The following is a 15,164-nucleotide window of genomic DNA, read 5'->3' as shown; positions in this document are numbered from 1 at the left end:
TGCGGCACATCGAAATTCCCTCAGCTCCGCATCGGCAAGCCAAGGCAGGTCTCAAGATGCCGCAAAGTGCATTTCAGTGTGCAGGAAAGGTGGACACACCCTTCAGCAAAGGTGGACACGGTGGGCCGCAATGGTGGACACGGCCTTCAGGAACGGTGGACACGGTGTGCTGGAGTGGTGGACACGGCCTAGGTGGTTGCTTTGATGCTGCGGTCGAGGTCTGGTTCGAGGTAGATCAGGCGGGCCGATGGGACCTTGTTACGGATCCGCTGCTCCGCGTCGTCGATCGCCTGCGCGACTTCTTCGACCGACAGCCCGGGGGTCAACGCCACCTTGGCGGCGACGAGCAGCTCCTCCGGGCCCATGTACTGCGTCTTGATGTGGATCACGCGCTCGATCCGGCCAGCGGCGATCTCGTCGACGATCGTGTCCAGCTCACGAGGTGTCGCGCCTTCGCCGATCAGCAGGCTCTTCATCTCGATGATCAGGATGATCGCGATCACACCGAGCAGCACGCCGATCATCAACGTTCCCACCGCGTCCCAGATCGGGTCGCCGGTGATCGTCGCGAGGCCGACGCCGATCAGTGCGAAGACCAGGCCGAACAACGCACCGGCGTCCTCGAGCAAGACCACCGGCAGCTCGGGCGTGCGGGACTGGCGGATGAACCCCCACCAGGTCGCGTCGCCCTTGATCAGCCGGGACTCCACGATCGCGGTACGGAAGCTGTAGGTCTCCAGCCCGATCGCGACCACCAGGATGACGACCGCGACCAGCGGCGAGGACAGCGCCTCCGGCTCTTGGAGCTTGTGGATTCCCTCGTACAAAGCGAATGCCGAGCCAAGGGTGAACAGCATCAGCGCGACGATGAACGAGTAGAAGTACCGGTCCCGGCCGTAGCCGAACGGGTGGTCGATGTTGGCTTGCCTTCGGGCGGTCTTCTGCCCGAGCAGGAGCAGGCCCTGGTTGGAGGTGTCCGCCACCGAGTGCACGGACTCGGCCAGCATCGAAGAGGAACCCGTGATCAAGAACCCGACGAACTTCGCGATCGCGATGCCGGCGTTCGCCAGCAACGCGGCGATGATCGCCTTGGTGCCGCCCCCTGCAGCCACGTGCCCTCCCAGGAACCGTCCGGATTGTCCGAACGAACCCTAGACCACGCCAGGTCAAAGCTCGTGAGTGGTTATGCGTGTTCTAACCCGGCTAACCACTCACGACAGACCCTGGGGTCGCGCGGAACAGCTGGGCCGGTGCGCCTTCGACCGGGATCACCTGCACGTCCGGGTTGCACGCCGGCAGCCACACCGACTGGCCTCGGCCGAGTTCGACCTTGTTGCCGTCGGCTTCGAGCAGCCGGACCGCGCCGACCGTGCAGATCAGGATCTGCGGGCCCGCGCACACCAGGTCAACCGGGTCACGCTCGTCCGGCGCCCATTCCAACCTGGACAGCTCGAACTCCGGCGCGGGCGTCGGGTAGTTCCACATCCGCGGTGCCACGTGCGAACCGCGCAGAACCGGCATCTTGCCGCAGCTGAAGTCCAGTACCCGCAACAACTCCGGCACGTCGACGTGCTTGGGCGTCAGTCCGCCACGCAGGATGTTGTCCGAGTTCGCCAGGATCTCCACGCCCGTCCCGTGCAGGTACGAGTGCAGGTTTCCGGCCGAAAGGAAGATCGCTTCGCCTGGCTGCAGCACGATCCGGTTGAGCAGCAACGCGGCGAGCACACCGGCGTCGCCTTCGTGTGCCTCGCCGAGTTCCAGGATCGTGCGGCATTCCACGGAGAACTCGCCGTGGTTCTTCACGTGCGCGACGCAAACGTCCAGCAGTTCCGGCAGCAGCACGTCCAACGAGGTCTGCGGGAGCGTGATCCACGTCGTGAACAGCGCACGCAGCCCGTCGGAGTCCGGCTGGCCTTCCAGCAGCGAGATGTACGGCGCCAGTCCAGGCGTCTCCAGCGCGCGCAGCAGCCGCACGGTCTCGTGCGGATCGCGGAAGCCCGCGAGCGCGTGGAACTCCGTCAGCGCGCAGATCAGCTCGGGCTTCGCGGTCGGGTCTGGGTAGTTGCGGTTCTTCGCGTCACGCGGGACGCCCGCGGCTTCCTCGCGTTCGTAGCCTTCACGCGCCTGCTCGGCCGACGGGTGCGCCTGCATGCTCAGCGCCTCTTCGGCCGCGAGGATCTTCAGCAGGAACGGCAGCCGGTTGCCCCAGCGGTCCGCGCACTCCGTGCCGAGCTGGCCGATGGGGTCTTTTTCCACGACTTCGAGCAGGGAGCGGTCGTCGTCGATGCGCGACGGGTCTCCTGGGTGTGCGCCCATCCAGAGCTCCGCCTCCGGGTGTGGCGCCGGTACGGGCCTGCCCAGCAGCTCGGCAATGGTCGTGCGCGACCCCCACGCATAGGGCCGCACAGCGTTGCGCAGCAACTCCACTCTCAAACTCTCCCTCGTCAAACGCCAGCGGAGGCGTATCTGCCCGACCCGCCGATCGTCCCGGCCGCGAGGCCGAGATACAGCGCCGCGAGTTCGAACCGCAGCGCGAGCACGGCAGCCCTGACCGGCTCGTCCGCGCCGACCTCTTCGGCGGGGACCAACACGTCCGCTCCCGGCAACGTGTCCGCGGCCATGTGCCGCGCCGCATCCGCCGCCGGTCCGGAACTGATCGCAAGCAACTGCACCCGCAGCATCGCTGTCGGGTCGCCGGCGAAGTCGTCCGGATCGTCGAAGATACCCTGACCGGAGGTCGATCGTACGGCCGCCCGGTGCAACGCGAACCGGGTCTGCGCGTCGGCATATGAGCCGACATCACAGACAAACCCGGCATGCGCGGCCAGCACATGACGTGCGTGCGAAGCCACCGCAGTCGCCGCCGGGTCCAGTCCCCACAGTAGCGGGACTCGCTCGAACAAGCGCAGCGCCAAGGTTTTCGCCGGGTTGACGAACGACTCGTGCGCCGGGTGGTCCTTCTCGGCTTCCTTGTCCAGCTCGTCGGCCAGTTTGTCCACGTCCACCCGCAGCAAACCCATGGTGTTCAGGGTCAGCAGACCGGCCGCGAACGCCCTGGGGAACGCGAAGCCGGGCGGCACGGGCACACGTGGCGGCAGCAGGAACGCCCGACCAGCGCCAGCGGCGGCCACAGGGCCCTCGGGAGGCGCCGTGACCACGACTGTGGCGCCGTAGCGCGTGGCGCGGCCGATGGACTCCGCGAGGACTCGGTCGCCCGGGTCTTCTGTGTGCGTAATCACTACGTCGAGCGGACCGACCCAGCCGGGCACCTCGTCGACGACCACCACAGGCACCGGGCACGCCGGGCCGAGCAACGCCACCAGCAGATCCGCGATGGCGCCACCGTGGCCCGGCCTGGTCACGAGCAACAAAGCGCGCGGCCGGACGTCCGCCAGCGCCCGCTCGACGCCGAGCTCGGCCGCGGTCTCGATCACCGACCTGACCTGGGCACCGGCTCGCGCGGCGGCGCGCAGCACGCCGTCGGTGTCGACCTCGGAGAGCCGGGCGGGATCGTCCAGCAGGGTGTCGTCAGCCACCGGACTCACTCCGCGGGTTGCTGATCCGTCGGTTGCGTCGCCTCGTCGAGCAGCAGCACGGGGATGCCGTCGGTCACCGGGTACTGGCGACCGCAGGACGTGCACGTGAGCGCGTCGGCTTCCGGGTCGTCCGGGGTGCCGGGGCGCAGTGCCGCGTGATCGTCGGACGGGCAGGCGAGGATGTCGAGCAACTGCGGATCGAGCTGTACTGCCACGATGCCTCCTTCTCCCACTCTCAGTGTGGCCTAACCGCGGACGATGGCGAGTACCTCGTCACGCAGCGCGGCCACGGCCGCCTCATCCGCCGCCTCGACGTTGAGCCGCAGCAGCGGCTCGGTGTTCGATGGCCGCAGGTTGAACCACGCGCCGGAAGGCAGCTCGACAGTCAGACCGTCCAACTCGTCGATCGTGACGCCGTCCTGAGCGGAATAGGTGTTCTTGACCGCCTCGAGACGCGCCTTCTGGTCGTCGACCGTCGAGTTGATCTCGCCGGACGCGGCATACCGGGCATAGTCGGCCGTCAGCGCGGACAGCGGGCCGTCCTGCTCGCCGAGCGCGGCAAGCACGTGCAGCGCGGCCAGCATGCCGGTGTCGGCACGCCAGAAGTCGCGGAAGTAGTAGTGCGCGGAGTGCTCGCCGCCGAAGATCGCGTCGGTCTTGGCCATCTCCTGCTTGATGAACGAGTGACCGACGCGGGTGCGGACCGGCTTGCCGCCGTTCTCGGTGACGATCTCCGGGACCGCCTTCGAGGTGATCAGGTTGTAGATGATCGTCGAACCGGGCTCCTTGGCCAGCTCACGCGTGGCGACCAGTGCGGTGATCGCGCTCGGTGAGACCGGGTCGCCGTTCTCGTCGACCACGAAGCAGCGGTCGGCGTCGCCGTCGAACGCCAGTCCGGCGTCCGCGCCGACCTCGCGGACCTTTGCCTGCAGGTCAACGATGTTCTTCGGGTCCAGCGGGTTGGCCTCGTGGTTCGGGAACGAGCCGTCCAGCTCGAAGTACATCGGGATGATCTCGATCGGCAGGCCCTCGAAGACCTTGGGCACGGTGTAGCCGCCCATGCCGTTGCCCGCGTCCACGACGATCCTGAGCGGACGGCTGCCCGAGAGATCAACGAGCCGGTTCAGGTATGCGGCGTACGCGTCGAGCATGGAGCGCTCTTCGACCTCACCAGGCTGGGCGCCGTTCTCCGGCATGCCCTGCTCGACCTCGCGCTGCATGTCGGCGAGACCGGTGTCCTGGCCGACCGGCGCGGCACCGGACCGGCAAACCTTGATCCCGTTGTACGCGGCGGGGTTGTGGCTCGCGGTGAACATCGCGCCAGGCAGATTCAGGTCACCGGAAGCGAAGTACAGCATGTCGGTGCTCGCCAGCCCGATGCTGACGACGTCGACGCCCTCACGCGTGACACCCTCGGCGAACGCGCTGGACAGGCCGGGCGACGAGTCACGCATGTCGTGCCCGATGACGACGGCTGGGCCGCCGACAAGGCGCGCGAACGCGGCGCCGATCTCACGGACCACGTCGGCGTCGAGCTGCTCGCCCACCAAGCCGCGGATGTCGTATGCCTTGAAGATGGCGGACAAGTCACGCACAAGCTCTCCCCGGGTCGAATCGTCTGCCAGGGAGCCTATGCGGTGCCTATGCCCGACCCTGCAAGCAGGTCGGGGGCAGCCTACTCGGCGACGGGATCGGGCAGGACCCGCAGGTGACCACGCCTGCCAGAGGTCGGGTCGGGATCGGGTGCCGCGACCGGCCGGTCCGGCCTGCCTGCCTCGCGCACGGCCTCGGCCAACGCGGTCAGATCGTCGTGAGATGGCTCAGGTGCGGCGAATTCGCCGTCGTACCGGACCACGTCCCAGCCGCGGGGCGCGGTCAGCCGCATCGCGTGCTCTTCGCAGAGGTCGTAGCTGTGCGGTTCGGAGTACGTGGCAAGTGGTCCGACCACTGCGGTGGAGTCCGCGTAGGCGTAGGTCAGCGTCGCGACGGCCGGGTTCACACACCCGGTCCGCGAACAACGCCGCACATTCCGCACGATCGTGGACGATAGCGCGTTTCTCCTCGGCGGGCAGCCAGGCACACCGGCGACACGCCCCCAGTACCCTGTTTGTCCTAGAGCTATCCGTAGGAGGTGCTTGCGAGGTGGTCACGCCCCGTCGTCGCTCGTCACGTCGTGGACGAGATCGGCATGGTCGTGGCATGCGTGGGCCTCTCTACCCGTCGACGCTGCCTGCCGCAAGCACTCGCGCGGAGAAGTTCGACGCGCTCGTTCTCGACGCGCTCGAGCCGATCGAGGCACGCTGGCGGACCGAGTTGACCAAGCTCGATGTCGCGGTCGACGACGTCCCGGAGATCGAGGCGCCCGGCTCCCCGCCGCCGGACGGCATCCTGTCCGACGGTGGTGTCCCGTTGGCCCGGCTTGTCCCCGCTGGCATGGATCGACGCGGGAATCCCACCAGCGCGCGGATCGTGCTCTACCGGCGGCCGTTGGAGGCGCGCGCGAAGGACAGCGCGGAGCTGGCGGACCTCGTGCATGACGTGCTGGTCGAGCAGGTCGCGAACTACCTCAGCGTCGACCCGGACGCCATCGAGGGCGGCGCCTGAGTCCTGCGGCCGGGGATTGCGGTCAGCAGCGTGAACAGCAGCGCCGCACCCTGGATCAACAGCAGGAATGCCCGAAGGTCCGATGAATACTCCACGCGCACATCCGAAGCGCGCGCAGGCACTGCCACACCGACGAGGTTGCCCCACGCCCGGACGACAGGAACCTGACGGCCGTTGACTTCCGCGCGCCAGCCGGGTTCCTCGGCCGCCGCGATGACCAGCAGCCGCCCGTCGGATCCGTCGGACACGCGAACGGCGACTTCCGGCGGTCCCGCGTCGACCGGCACGATTCCGCCCGCGCCGAGCGCGGTCGGCGGGACTCCGCCCGTCACGGCCTGTTTCGCCAGTTCCGGGGCCAGCAGCACGGCCCGGCCCGCGGCGGGCTGCAGCCGGAAGACCGGCCGTCCGTCCGAAGTGGACGTTGTGGCGGCGACAAGATCGCCTGCCGCACCCTGCAATCGTTGACCCGATGTCTGGTCAGGCATGACCACGAACAGCACGCCAGCGGCAGCCGCCGACGAGACCGCGGCCTTGGCGAGGTCGGGCACGTCCGAGCGGAAGTCGTTGTCCCAGCGCAGAATCCGCGCTCGCGCGGACGCGACCGGAACGAGGTCGTCGTCGCCGAACTGCGGCATCCGGCCCGCGGCTTGGCGCGCGGGTTGATCGCCTCGCGACAGTACGAGCACACCGCGACCGGTTTCAGCCAGTTCACGCGCGGGCGCCGTACCCAACCGGACACTGTCTTGCGTGGTCAGCGACCCGCCGCGGCCGAGGAGGAAAGCACCGCCTGCCAACACGACCAACGCCGTGGCGCCGATCGCCATCGCCGGGCGTACCTTCAACGTCGTCCCGGTGAGTGCCCACAGCAGACCCCAGCCGACGACGATCAGCGGTGTCCCCAGCCAGCCTTGTTGCGGCGCACCGCCAATGACCGGCGCCATCGGCATGAACCGCACGACCGCGGCCGCGCCGATCCCCAAGGCGAGCAAACCCAAGCCTGGCAACGATCCCCGGCCCGGTTGGGCGACGAGGCCAGCGGCCGCGACGACGGCGACGACCAGCGCCAGCACGACCGACCCGAAGTCGTTGGTATACGGGACCCAGCCGCCGACGCCGTGCACCACGATGGCGGGGTTCTGAATCAGTACAGCGGGCCACGGCAGCAGCAAAGCCAGTGGTAGCAGCACAATCGCGAACAGCGCGGCGCCGCGGCGCTTACCGTCCCCGCGCTGCCCGGCGACCAGGACGAACCCGGCCAGCGCGCACACCAGGATCACCAAGTGGACCAACGGTGAGAACGCGCCGATCACGGCAAGGCCCAGCGACGATCCGGCCGCGACCGACAGCCAGGAACGCGACGCGCCCGTCAGCACTGAAACGATCCCGGAAACCACCACTGGCAAAAGGATGTGCACGACGACCGCGTCGAGCCTGCCTTGCGACACCGCCGCGATCGCGGGCGGCAGCAACGCGTACAGACCTGCGATGACGGCCCGGATTCCGCGCCGTACCCCCATTTTTCGAGTCGCGATATAAGCACTCAGACCCGCGAGGGGCAGGTCACCGATGAGCAGCAGCCCGGCCTGGCCGCCCAGAATCCCCAGTACCGCAAGGGCTGTCGGCGCGGGCGAGGCCGTACCACCGGAAACGGCGTGCCACGCGGACAGATACTCCGTCCATACATCCGATACCGGCAGCAGCCTTCCGCCGGTCAGCGAGAGGCTCAGCCGATTCCAGTTGATCACGAGTCCTCCCGCGACCAACCCCAGCACCAGCAACAATGGCGGCGCCAGCAGGATTTGTTTGAGTACGCGGCCACGGTCCACTTCGACCAGCAGCACTTCCGGCTGCGGACTTCCGTCTCGCGGCACGGGTGACGGGCGCGGCCGCGGACTCGGTCGTCGGCCTTTAGGACCTTTGGCGGCAGGCACGGACACAGTGACCGCGCTCGGTGGGCGACGCAGTCCCGCCGCCTTACGTTGCCCTGCGCGGCCCAACGCGCCCGCGGGCAATGCGTCCGGCCCAATTGGCTTTTGCGTCTCCTCAGGCGGGATCCAGACGGTCTCCGGCGCCTCGCCGAGGGCGACGTCGGCTTCCACGCGCCTGCGTACGAGGTAGGTGACCGCGGCCCGGAAGGTGTTGCGTAGCCGGGTAGATCGGCTGGTGAAGAGCCCGCGCACGCTGCCGGTCTGGCCTAGCCCGCGCCGCGCGCGACGGGCCCGCAGCAGCCGCATCCGGCCGCCGAGCAACCTGCCGGCCGCGGCGATTTCCCCGTGCGCACGGGAAATCCGGCGCAGTAGAAGAAACCCGAGCGCCCGCAGCAGGCACAACACCGCGAGCCTCGGTACACCGATGAGAAACGAAAAGAACCCGGAATTGACCAGAAATGTCCGGACACCGTTCGAGCGCGCTCGGATATTGTCCACCCGGCCCGCGTTCGCGTGTTTGATTCGCGCGGCCGGAACACACAATGCGACCGCGCCGGATCTGTTCGCGCGCCAGCCGAAATCGATGTCGTCGAACGCACCGGGCACTTCGGAATCGAAACCGCCGAGCCGTTCCCACAGCTCACGACGGACAAGCAAACCCGCAGAAGGTACGGCGAGAACTTCACTGCTCTGCTCGACCTGGCGTGCGCGCACCCATTCACCGGTGCCGATACCGGTTTGCCGATGACCTGAGGCGTCGGTCGACAAACCGGCTCCGACAATCAGCCGCGGCTCGTCCCAGTCATGTGCGACTGGTCCAAGCACGCCAGCTGACGGTGACAGTTCCGCCGCCGTCAGCAATGTGCCGAGACAATGCGGTTCCGGCGCGCAATCGTCGTGCAGCAACCACAACCAGCCACCAGGGTCGCCCCAGCGCTCGACCCCATACCGCAGAGCTGCCGCGACAGCGTCACCAAAACTCGACGAACGATCGAGTTCGATCACGCCGTCGACGACGTCCTCGCTGGCTGCCAGTAGTTTCGCGGTACCGTCGGCCGAGCCCGTGTCGACCGCGACCACGTGCCGTGGCCTTGGCGTGCTGCGACGCAACGCGGAAAGCGCCAGCCGGAGCCATTCCTCGCCGTCGTGGCAGACCAGGACCGCCAACACGGGCACAGTCCTGAACTGTGGGCGCACCGGCTACCTCCGTCGGCCTCTACTCACCTGGTCGCGAGCAGACACCGTACGCACGCATCCCGCGAAATCGCCGCCAAGGCCGCGTTTCTGCTGCCACGATCGCGATAGCGGGGCCGGATACGGCCCCTGGCGCCACCGCGGCAACGCCCAAAGACAACCAGTATTCGCGGCGTCGCCGCGGCGACGCCAGGAACCGCCCCGATCCCCGCTCTCATCGATCGGGTAGCAGAAACACGACCTAGACCACGCGTTTCTTCAGCTTGCGGCGCTCCCGTTCGGACAGCCCGCCCCAAATGCCGAAGCGTTCGTCGTGCCCGAGCGCGTACTCGAGGCACTCGGAACGGACCTCGCAGCCCTGACAGATCCGCTTGGCCTCTCTTGTCGATCCGCCCTTCTCTGGGAAGAACGCCTCAGGGTCGGTTTGCGCGCACAGGGCGCGCTCCTGCCACTCCTGCTCGTCCTCCGCCGTGTCGAAGAGATGTACCAGGACGCCCAGATCCTCAGTCGGCGCGTCCCCCCACTCCACGACTCGGTCCCCTTCGTCGGCCATCATGTCCGTCCACCTCCCCGCCTTCCACTCCCCGGTTGGCGGACGCCACCCGCCCTCCCATTCGGCGAATGACATCTCTGTGATTACACCTGTGTAGTCCCGGCCGGTCAAGCGAAGTACCCACGTGGGTGACGGGTATTTGCCGAGGAAAGTCCGGTTCTTTGCCCGATCGGGTGAAGTGGATCGACAGGCGGCGGACAGTAGGTGGATCTCTTTCGATGACACACTGGAGTCGTGCGGAGACAAGACACTCGTCCAAGTCCACTGTTCCTCGCCCTGCTCGCGGCCACCATCGGCGGCGGCGTGCTGACCATTCTGGAGAGTGAATTCGCATACACCGCAGGTGTGGTGATCCTCGTTCTCGGTGGCTGGGCGGTGTCACTCTGCCTGCACGAGTTCGGGCACGCGTTCGTGGCATACCGTGGCGGCGACCGTGAGGTGCGGTGGAAGGGCTACCTGACGCTGGACATCCGCCGGTACACTGACCCGTTGCTGAGTATCGTGCTGCCGCTGATCTTCCTGCTGATCGGCGGAATCCCGTTGCCTGGCGGTGCGGTGTGGATCAACCACCACGCGTTGCGCACCAAGCGCGTCGAGTCATGGGTGTCGCTGGCCGGGCCGCTGACCAACCTGTTCCTTGGTATTTTGCTGACCCTTTCAGTGGCCCTGTTCATGCCTGGCGAGTTGACGCCACTGTCCGCCGGACTGTCCTTTTTGGCCTTCCTGCAGATCTTCGCCTTCCTGCTGAACATCCTGCCCATCCCCGGACTGGACGGCTGGGGCGCGATCCAGCCGTACCTGTCGTACAAAACCCAGGTGTTCGGCCACAAAGCGGCGCAGTGGGCGCCGCTGATCCTGTTCGCGTGCCTGATCGGCCTTCCCGGTGTCGGCAGCGCGTTCTACGAGCTGGTTTCGTCAATCTTCGACGCGGTCGGCGGATCGAGCTACGCCGCCGCGCTCGGCCGCAACACGTTCATGTTCTGGCTGTGACCAACTGGCCAGCAGCGAGAGCTTGTCGGCTGTCGGTGAACCCGGCGTCGCCACGTACGTGACGAGAACCATGTCGGGTTCACCGGGCGGCGGGAAACTCTCGTAAGCCAGGTCAAGCGCACCGACGATCGGATGATTCATCAGCTTGCCGCCGAACGACTTCTCCTTGACGTTGTGCTTGGCCCACAGCTCACGAAACTCCCTGCTGTGGATGGACAACTCCCCGATCAGCGAAGCAAGCCCGGGTTCGGCGGGATTGCGCGTGGCCATCCACCGCAGCACGGCGACGGTGTCCTCAGCGGCACATGACCACTGTGGATAGAAATCCTTGGCTGCCGGATCGAGAAAAATCCCCCGGCACATGTTGGGACTCTCGATCAACGAGAACCCGATGAGCGCGTCACCGAGCCGGTTCCACGCGAGAACATCGAGGTTGGGCCCGAAAACGAACGCGGGTATCCGGTCCATCTGGTCGAGCACCATCTGAACCGCGGGCCGGACCTTTGGTGTGGCCCCGCGCGGCGACGGGCGCGCGCGCCGCGTGGGGCGCACCAGGATACGCAGGTGGTCTCGCTCGGTTTCGTTCAGGCACAAGGCGTTGCCGACAGCGTCCAGAACAGACTCGGAGACATTGGGGCTCCGCCCCTGTTCAAGCCGGGTGTAGTACTCGACGCTGACACCCGCGAGCCTGGCCAGTTCGTCCCGGCGCAAACCGGGAACGCGGCGGCGGCCGACGCGCGGGAACCCCACTTCTTCCGGCGTGATGCGCGCGCGTCTGGTCCGGAGGAACTCACCCAGCTCTTTGCTCACGTGACCCAGTGTGCATCGATCGTGCGGTGGAAGGGTGGCCCTGGCAGAACCAGTTAAACGCGGGCCTCGTACCCCGCTTGGCGCGGCGGCAGTGTCGTTGCCATGACATACGAGAACCTTGCTGGACGAACCGCCGTTGTGACCGGTGCGGCGAGTGGAATCGGCGCCGCGATCGCTGCCTCGTTGGCCGCGAGTGGCGCTCGAGTGGCTTTGCTTGCCCGCCGTACTTCCCGTCTTGCCGAAGTCGCCGAGAAGATCCAGGCCAATGGCGGGAAAGCGCTTACTGTGACGACGGACATCACTTCGTCCTCGTCGGTCGACGCGGCGGTGACTGCTGTGCACGAGGCTTTCGGCCGGGTCGGCCTTGTGGTGAACAACGCCGGGGTGACGATCCCCCAGGCGATCACCTCGGCTCCGTTCTCGGACTGGCAGCAGATGATCGACGTCAACGTGACCGGAGTGCTTCGGGTGTTGCGGGCTTTCACTCCGGACCTGACGGCTTCGGGGCACGCGGACTTGGTGAGCATCTCGTCCATCGGGGCCCACGAGTTCTTCCCGGACTACGCCGTCTATGGGGCCACCAAGGCCGCTGTGACGTACCTGTCGAAGTCCTTGCGGGCGGAGCTCGGGCCGCCTGGGGTCCGGGTCACCAATATCGAGCCTGGCCTGGTGGAAAGCGAGCTCCGGGCGGGCATCACGGGCGAGGCTGGCGAGATGCTGGACAACTGGATCTCGCAGGCGGGCATCCTGGCTGCCGAGGAGCTTGGGGATCTGGTTGCCTACGTGACCAGCAGGCCCGCCCACATCAATTCTCGTGAGTGGTTATACGCGTTCTAACCCTCCTAACCACTCACGAGGTGTGACCAGGGCGTTCGGCACGGGGGTGGTGGTCCGTGCAAGGATCGATTCCGTGAAGGTCGTCGTGGTTGTTGGCGGGGTCGGCGGAGCTCGGTTCCTGCTTGGCGTCAAGAAACTGCTTGGGCTTCCGGCCGTCGGGCCGGGTGAGTCCGAGCACGAGATCACCGCGGTGGTGAACACCGGTGACGATGTGTGGATGCACGGCCTGCGGATCTGTCCCGACCTGGACACGTGCATGTACACCCTGGGCGGCGGGATCGACACCGAACGCGGCTGGGGCCAGCAGGGCGAGACGTGGGTCGTCAAGGAGCAGCTGGCCAAGTACGGCGCTGACCCTGACTGGTTCGGGCTCGGGGACAAGGACATCGCGACACACCTGGTGCGCACGCGCATGCTGCGCGCCGGGTATCCGCTGTCAGCGGTGACTGAGGCGTTGTGTGATCGGTGGAAGCCGGGTGTCCGGTTGCTGCCGATGACCGACGACCGGGTCGAGACGCACGTGGTCGTCGACATCCCGGAGGAAGATCGCAAGGCGATCCACTTCCAGGAGTGGTGGGTGCGCTACCAGGCCAAACTGCCCGCGCAGTCGATCGTCCCCGTCGGTGCCGAGGAGGCCGAGCCGGGTCCCGGTGTGCTTGACGCGATCAGCGAGGCGGACGTCGTGTTGTTCGCGCCGTCCAACCCGGTGGTCAGCGTCGGGACCGTGCTCGCTGTCCCTGGGTTGCGGGAGGCGATCCGTAAGACGGCCGGGATGGTTGTCGGGGTTTCGCCGATCATTGGCGGGAAACCGTTGCGGGGCATGGCTGACGCATGCCTGACCGCTATCGGCGTCGAGACCAGTTCGCAGGCTGTCGGCCGGTATTACGGGTCGCGGCAGTGCTCTGATGACGGCGTGCTCGACGCGTGGCTCGTGCACACCGGCGAGGCCGCCGATGTTCCCGGGGTCGCGGTTCGGGCTGTTCCGTTGTTGATGAGCGATGTGGACGCGACGGCGGAGATGGTTCGCGCGGCGTTTGAAATGGCAGGGTTGGACGCATGAGCGATCACGCTCGCGGCGGTGACATCACCGTCAAGGCTGTGACCGGGTTGCCGGAGTTCCGGCCTGGGGACGATCTGGCCGGTGCCATCGCTGACGCTGCGCCTTGGTTGCAGGATGGCGATGTGCTCGTGGTGACGAGCAAAGTCGTGTCCAAAGTCGAGGGTCGACTGGTCACGGTCCCCGCCGACGCCGACGCCCGTGACGCCGAGCGCCGCCGGTTGGTCGAAGCCGAGGCCGTGCGGGTTGTCGCGCGCATCAACCGCACGCTGATCACCGAGAACAAGCTCGGCATCGTGCAGGCGGCGTCCGGGATTGACGCGTCCAATGTGGCCGGTGACGAGCTCGCCCTGCTGCCGGAAAACCCAGACGCGTCAGCTTTGGCTCTGCGTAAGGGGATTCACGCTCGCCTCGGCGTGGATGTGGCCGTCGTGATCACCGACACCATGGGCCGTGCGTGGCGCGTCGGCCAGACCGACGCGGCCATCGGATCATCCGGTTTGACCGTTCTGCACAAATACGCGGGCCAGATTGACCGGCAGGGCAACGAACTCGTCGTCACCGAGGTCGCGGTCGCCGACGAGATCGCAGCAGCCGCCGACCTGGTCAAAGGCAAGACCGGCGGCGTTCCCGTGGCCGTCCTTCGCGGGTTGTCGGTGACCGATGACGGGTCGACGGCCGCTGACTTGATCCGTCCTCTCGAACAGGACCTGTTCCGGCTTGGTACGGAAGAGTCGTTGGCGCAAGGGCGATCCGAAGCCGTTCTGATGCGCCGATCGGCCCGCTTCTACACCGACGAACCCATTCCCGAGGACGCGATTCGTAAGGCAGTGGGCGTCGCGCTGACCGCGCCCGCTCCGCACCACACGCGTCCGGTCCGGTTTGTGCACGTCAAGGAGCGCCGCAAGGAACTCCTTGACGCGATGCGGGCGCAATGGCGCGCCGACCTCGCTAACGACGGCTGGTCGGCCGAGCGGATCGACCGCCGCGTCCGCCGCGGCGATCTGCTTTACGGGGCCAAGGAAATCATTCTCCCTTTCCTGGTACGCGAAGGCGCACATACGTATCCGGACCCGCAACGGTCACAGGCTGAGCGGACGATGTTCACCATCGCCGGTGGCGCGGCTGTGCAGGGTCTTTTGGTCGCGTTGGCGGCCGAGGGCATCGGATCTTGCTGGGTTTCGTCGACGATCTTCTGCGCGCCCGTCGTACGTGAAGTCCTTGGGCTGCCTGCGGAATGGGAGCCGCTTGGCGCGGTCGCGGTCGGCTATCCGACCGACGGCCCACTCACGCCACGCCCGCCGCGCGATCCAGCCGACGCGTTCATGGAGCTGTGAAACCCTCGGACTGATCGAGCATGAACGGCTTGCCGGGGTTGGCTGGTTGCCAGCCTCCGGCGAGCGCGGCCCGGACCGCGCGGGCGACGTGACCAGGCAGGACCGGGCGCGCTGGCGCGCCGACCCAGTTGCTCGGGTGCGCCTGGTTTGTCGTCACGACCAACGTCGTGCCCGGTGTCTCGGCCAGTTCGACCGCGAATGTCATTGGTGCCCAGGCATTCGCCTGGCTGTAGGTCGGGCGGCCACGCAGCCGCCAGCGGTATTCCACTCCGTCGATGGCCAGGTATCGGGAACCTTTCTTCACCAGTGTCACGATGT

General features: G+C 67.2%; 15 protein-coding genes. 5 read left to right on the top strand and 10 right to left on the bottom strand.

What is annotated here, in order from left to right:
- Positions 1–188: 188 nt before the first annotated feature.
- The 6 genes from LWC34_RS25005 to LWC34_RS24980 all read right to left on the bottom strand — a co-directional run bounded on the left by LWC34_RS25005 (position 189) and on the right by LWC34_RS24980 (position 5,571).
- Entirely contained in the window at positions 189–1,112 is a 924-nt protein-coding gene (locus LWC34_RS25005) for a cation diffusion facilitator family transporter (protein WP_233727579.1), read from the bottom strand.
- A gap of 91 nt (positions 1,113–1,203) precedes the next feature.
- Positions 1,204–2,427, bottom strand: a complete 1,224-nt coding sequence (gene manA / locus LWC34_RS25000) for a mannose-6-phosphate isomerase, class I (protein WP_233728876.1) — start codon at positions 2,425–2,427, stop codon at positions 1,204–1,206.
- A gap of 17 nt (positions 2,428–2,444) precedes the next feature.
- A complete protein-coding gene (locus tag LWC34_RS24995; RefSeq protein WP_233727578.1) occupies positions 2,445–3,536 on the bottom strand; it encodes a phosphoheptose isomerase family protein in 1,092 nt (363 codons plus the stop codon).
- Positions 3,537–3,541: 5 nt separating this feature from the next.
- The gene (locus LWC34_RS24990) at positions 3,542–3,751 is read right to left on the bottom strand and encodes a Trm112 family protein (RefSeq protein WP_233727577.1); all 210 of its coding nucleotides are present in this window, start codon (positions 3,749–3,751) and stop codon (positions 3,542–3,544) included.
- A gap of 30 nt (positions 3,752–3,781) precedes the next feature.
- Entirely contained in the window at positions 3,782–5,131 is a 1,350-nt protein-coding gene (locus tag LWC34_RS24985) for a phosphomannomutase/phosphoglucomutase (protein ID WP_233727576.1), read from the bottom strand.
- Between the two features lie 80 nt (positions 5,132–5,211).
- Positions 5,212–5,571: a DUF3499 domain-containing protein gene (locus LWC34_RS24980; RefSeq protein WP_233727575.1), complete on the bottom strand. Its 360-nt coding sequence runs from the start codon at positions 5,569–5,571 to the stop codon at positions 5,212–5,214.
- Between the two features lie 164 nt (positions 5,572–5,735).
- Between LWC34_RS24980 and LWC34_RS24975 the strand changes: the two genes are divergently transcribed.
- On the top strand, positions 5,736–6,140 hold the full coding sequence (locus tag LWC34_RS24975; RefSeq protein ID WP_233727574.1) for a metallopeptidase family protein: 405 nt from the start codon (positions 5,736–5,738) through the stop codon (positions 6,138–6,140).
- On the opposite strand, the gene LWC34_RS24970 is transcribed toward LWC34_RS24975, so the two are convergent.
- The gene (locus LWC34_RS24970; RefSeq protein WP_233727573.1) at positions 6,098–9,244 is read right to left on the bottom strand and encodes a glycosyltransferase family 2 protein; all 3,147 of its coding nucleotides are present in this window, start codon (positions 9,242–9,244) and stop codon (positions 6,098–6,100) included. The two genes, LWC34_RS24975 and LWC34_RS24970, sit on opposite strands and share 43 nt — an antisense overlap.
- 259 nt (positions 9,245–9,503) lie before the next feature.
- Entirely contained in the window at positions 9,504–9,818 is a 315-nt protein-coding gene (locus LWC34_RS24965; protein ID WP_233727572.1) for a WhiB family transcriptional regulator, read from the bottom strand.
- 231 nt (positions 9,819–10,049) lie between these two features.
- Between LWC34_RS24965 and LWC34_RS24960 the strand changes: the two genes are divergently transcribed.
- On the top strand, positions 10,050–10,805 hold the full coding sequence (locus LWC34_RS24960; protein WP_233727571.1) for a site-2 protease family protein: 756 nt from the start codon (positions 10,050–10,052) through the stop codon (positions 10,803–10,805).
- Here the strand turns inward: LWC34_RS24960 and LWC34_RS24955 are convergent.
- A complete protein-coding gene (locus LWC34_RS24955) occupies positions 10,731–11,615 on the bottom strand; it encodes a helix-turn-helix transcriptional regulator (RefSeq protein ID WP_233727570.1) in 885 nt (294 codons plus the stop codon). The two genes, LWC34_RS24960 and LWC34_RS24955, sit on opposite strands and share 75 nt — an antisense overlap.
- Positions 11,616–11,717: 102 nt before the next feature.
- On the opposite strand from LWC34_RS24955, the gene LWC34_RS24950 reads away from it, so the two are divergent.
- The 3 genes from LWC34_RS24950 to LWC34_RS24940 all read left to right on the top strand — a co-directional run bounded on the left by LWC34_RS24950 (position 11,718) and on the right by LWC34_RS24940 (position 14,846).
- Positions 11,718–12,452: an SDR family oxidoreductase gene (locus LWC34_RS24950; RefSeq protein ID WP_233727569.1), complete on the top strand. Its 735-nt coding sequence runs from the start codon at positions 11,718–11,720 to the stop codon at positions 12,450–12,452.
- A gap of 73 nt (positions 12,453–12,525) precedes the next feature.
- Positions 12,526–13,512 (top strand): 2-phospho-L-lactate transferase, encoded by a 987-nt coding sequence (gene cofD / locus LWC34_RS24945; RefSeq protein WP_233727568.1) that lies wholly within the window; start codon positions 12,526–12,528, stop codon positions 13,510–13,512.
- Positions 13,509–14,846 (top strand): coenzyme F420-0:L-glutamate ligase, encoded by a 1,338-nt coding sequence (locus LWC34_RS24940; protein ID WP_233727567.1) that lies wholly within the window; start codon positions 13,509–13,511, stop codon positions 14,844–14,846. The genes cofD and LWC34_RS24940 overlap by 4 nt, the downstream gene beginning before the upstream one ends.
- Here LWC34_RS24940 and LWC34_RS24935 read toward each other — a convergent pair.
- Positions 14,833–15,159 carry a hypothetical protein gene (locus LWC34_RS24935; protein ID WP_233727566.1) on the bottom strand — a complete coding sequence of 109 codons (327 nt, stop codon included), beginning with the start codon at positions 15,157–15,159 and terminating at the stop codon, positions 14,833–14,835. The two genes, LWC34_RS24940 and LWC34_RS24935, sit on opposite strands and share 14 nt — an antisense overlap.
- Positions 15,160–15,164 lie beyond the last annotated feature (5 nt).

It is taken from the genome of Kibdelosporangium philippinense, from assembly GCF_021390435.2.
Classification (GTDB): domain Bacteria; phylum Actinomycetota; class Actinomycetes; order Mycobacteriales; family Pseudonocardiaceae; genus Kibdelosporangium; species Kibdelosporangium philippinense.
Note: the sequence above shows the minus strand (reverse complement) of the source record. Positions and strands in the feature narration are given on the sequence as shown.

Bases quoted from the DNA above. Each gene is read 5' to 3' on its own strand.
- LWC34_RS24950 (WP_233727569.1), top strand. From the start codon at position 11,718: ATGACATACGAGAACCTTGCTGGACGAACCGCCGTTGTGACCGGTGCG.
- LWC34_RS24940 (WP_233727567.1), top strand. From the start codon at position 13,509: ATGAGCGATCACGCTCGCGGCGGTGACATCACCGTCAAGGCTGTGACC.
- LWC34_RS24975 (WP_233727574.1), top strand. From the start codon at position 5,736: ATGCGTGGGCCTCTCTACCCGTCGACGCTGCCTGCCGCAAGCACTCGC.
- LWC34_RS24965 (WP_233727572.1), bottom strand. From the start codon at position 9,818: ATGATGGCCGACGAAGGGGACCGAGTCGTGGAGTGGGGGGACGCGCCG.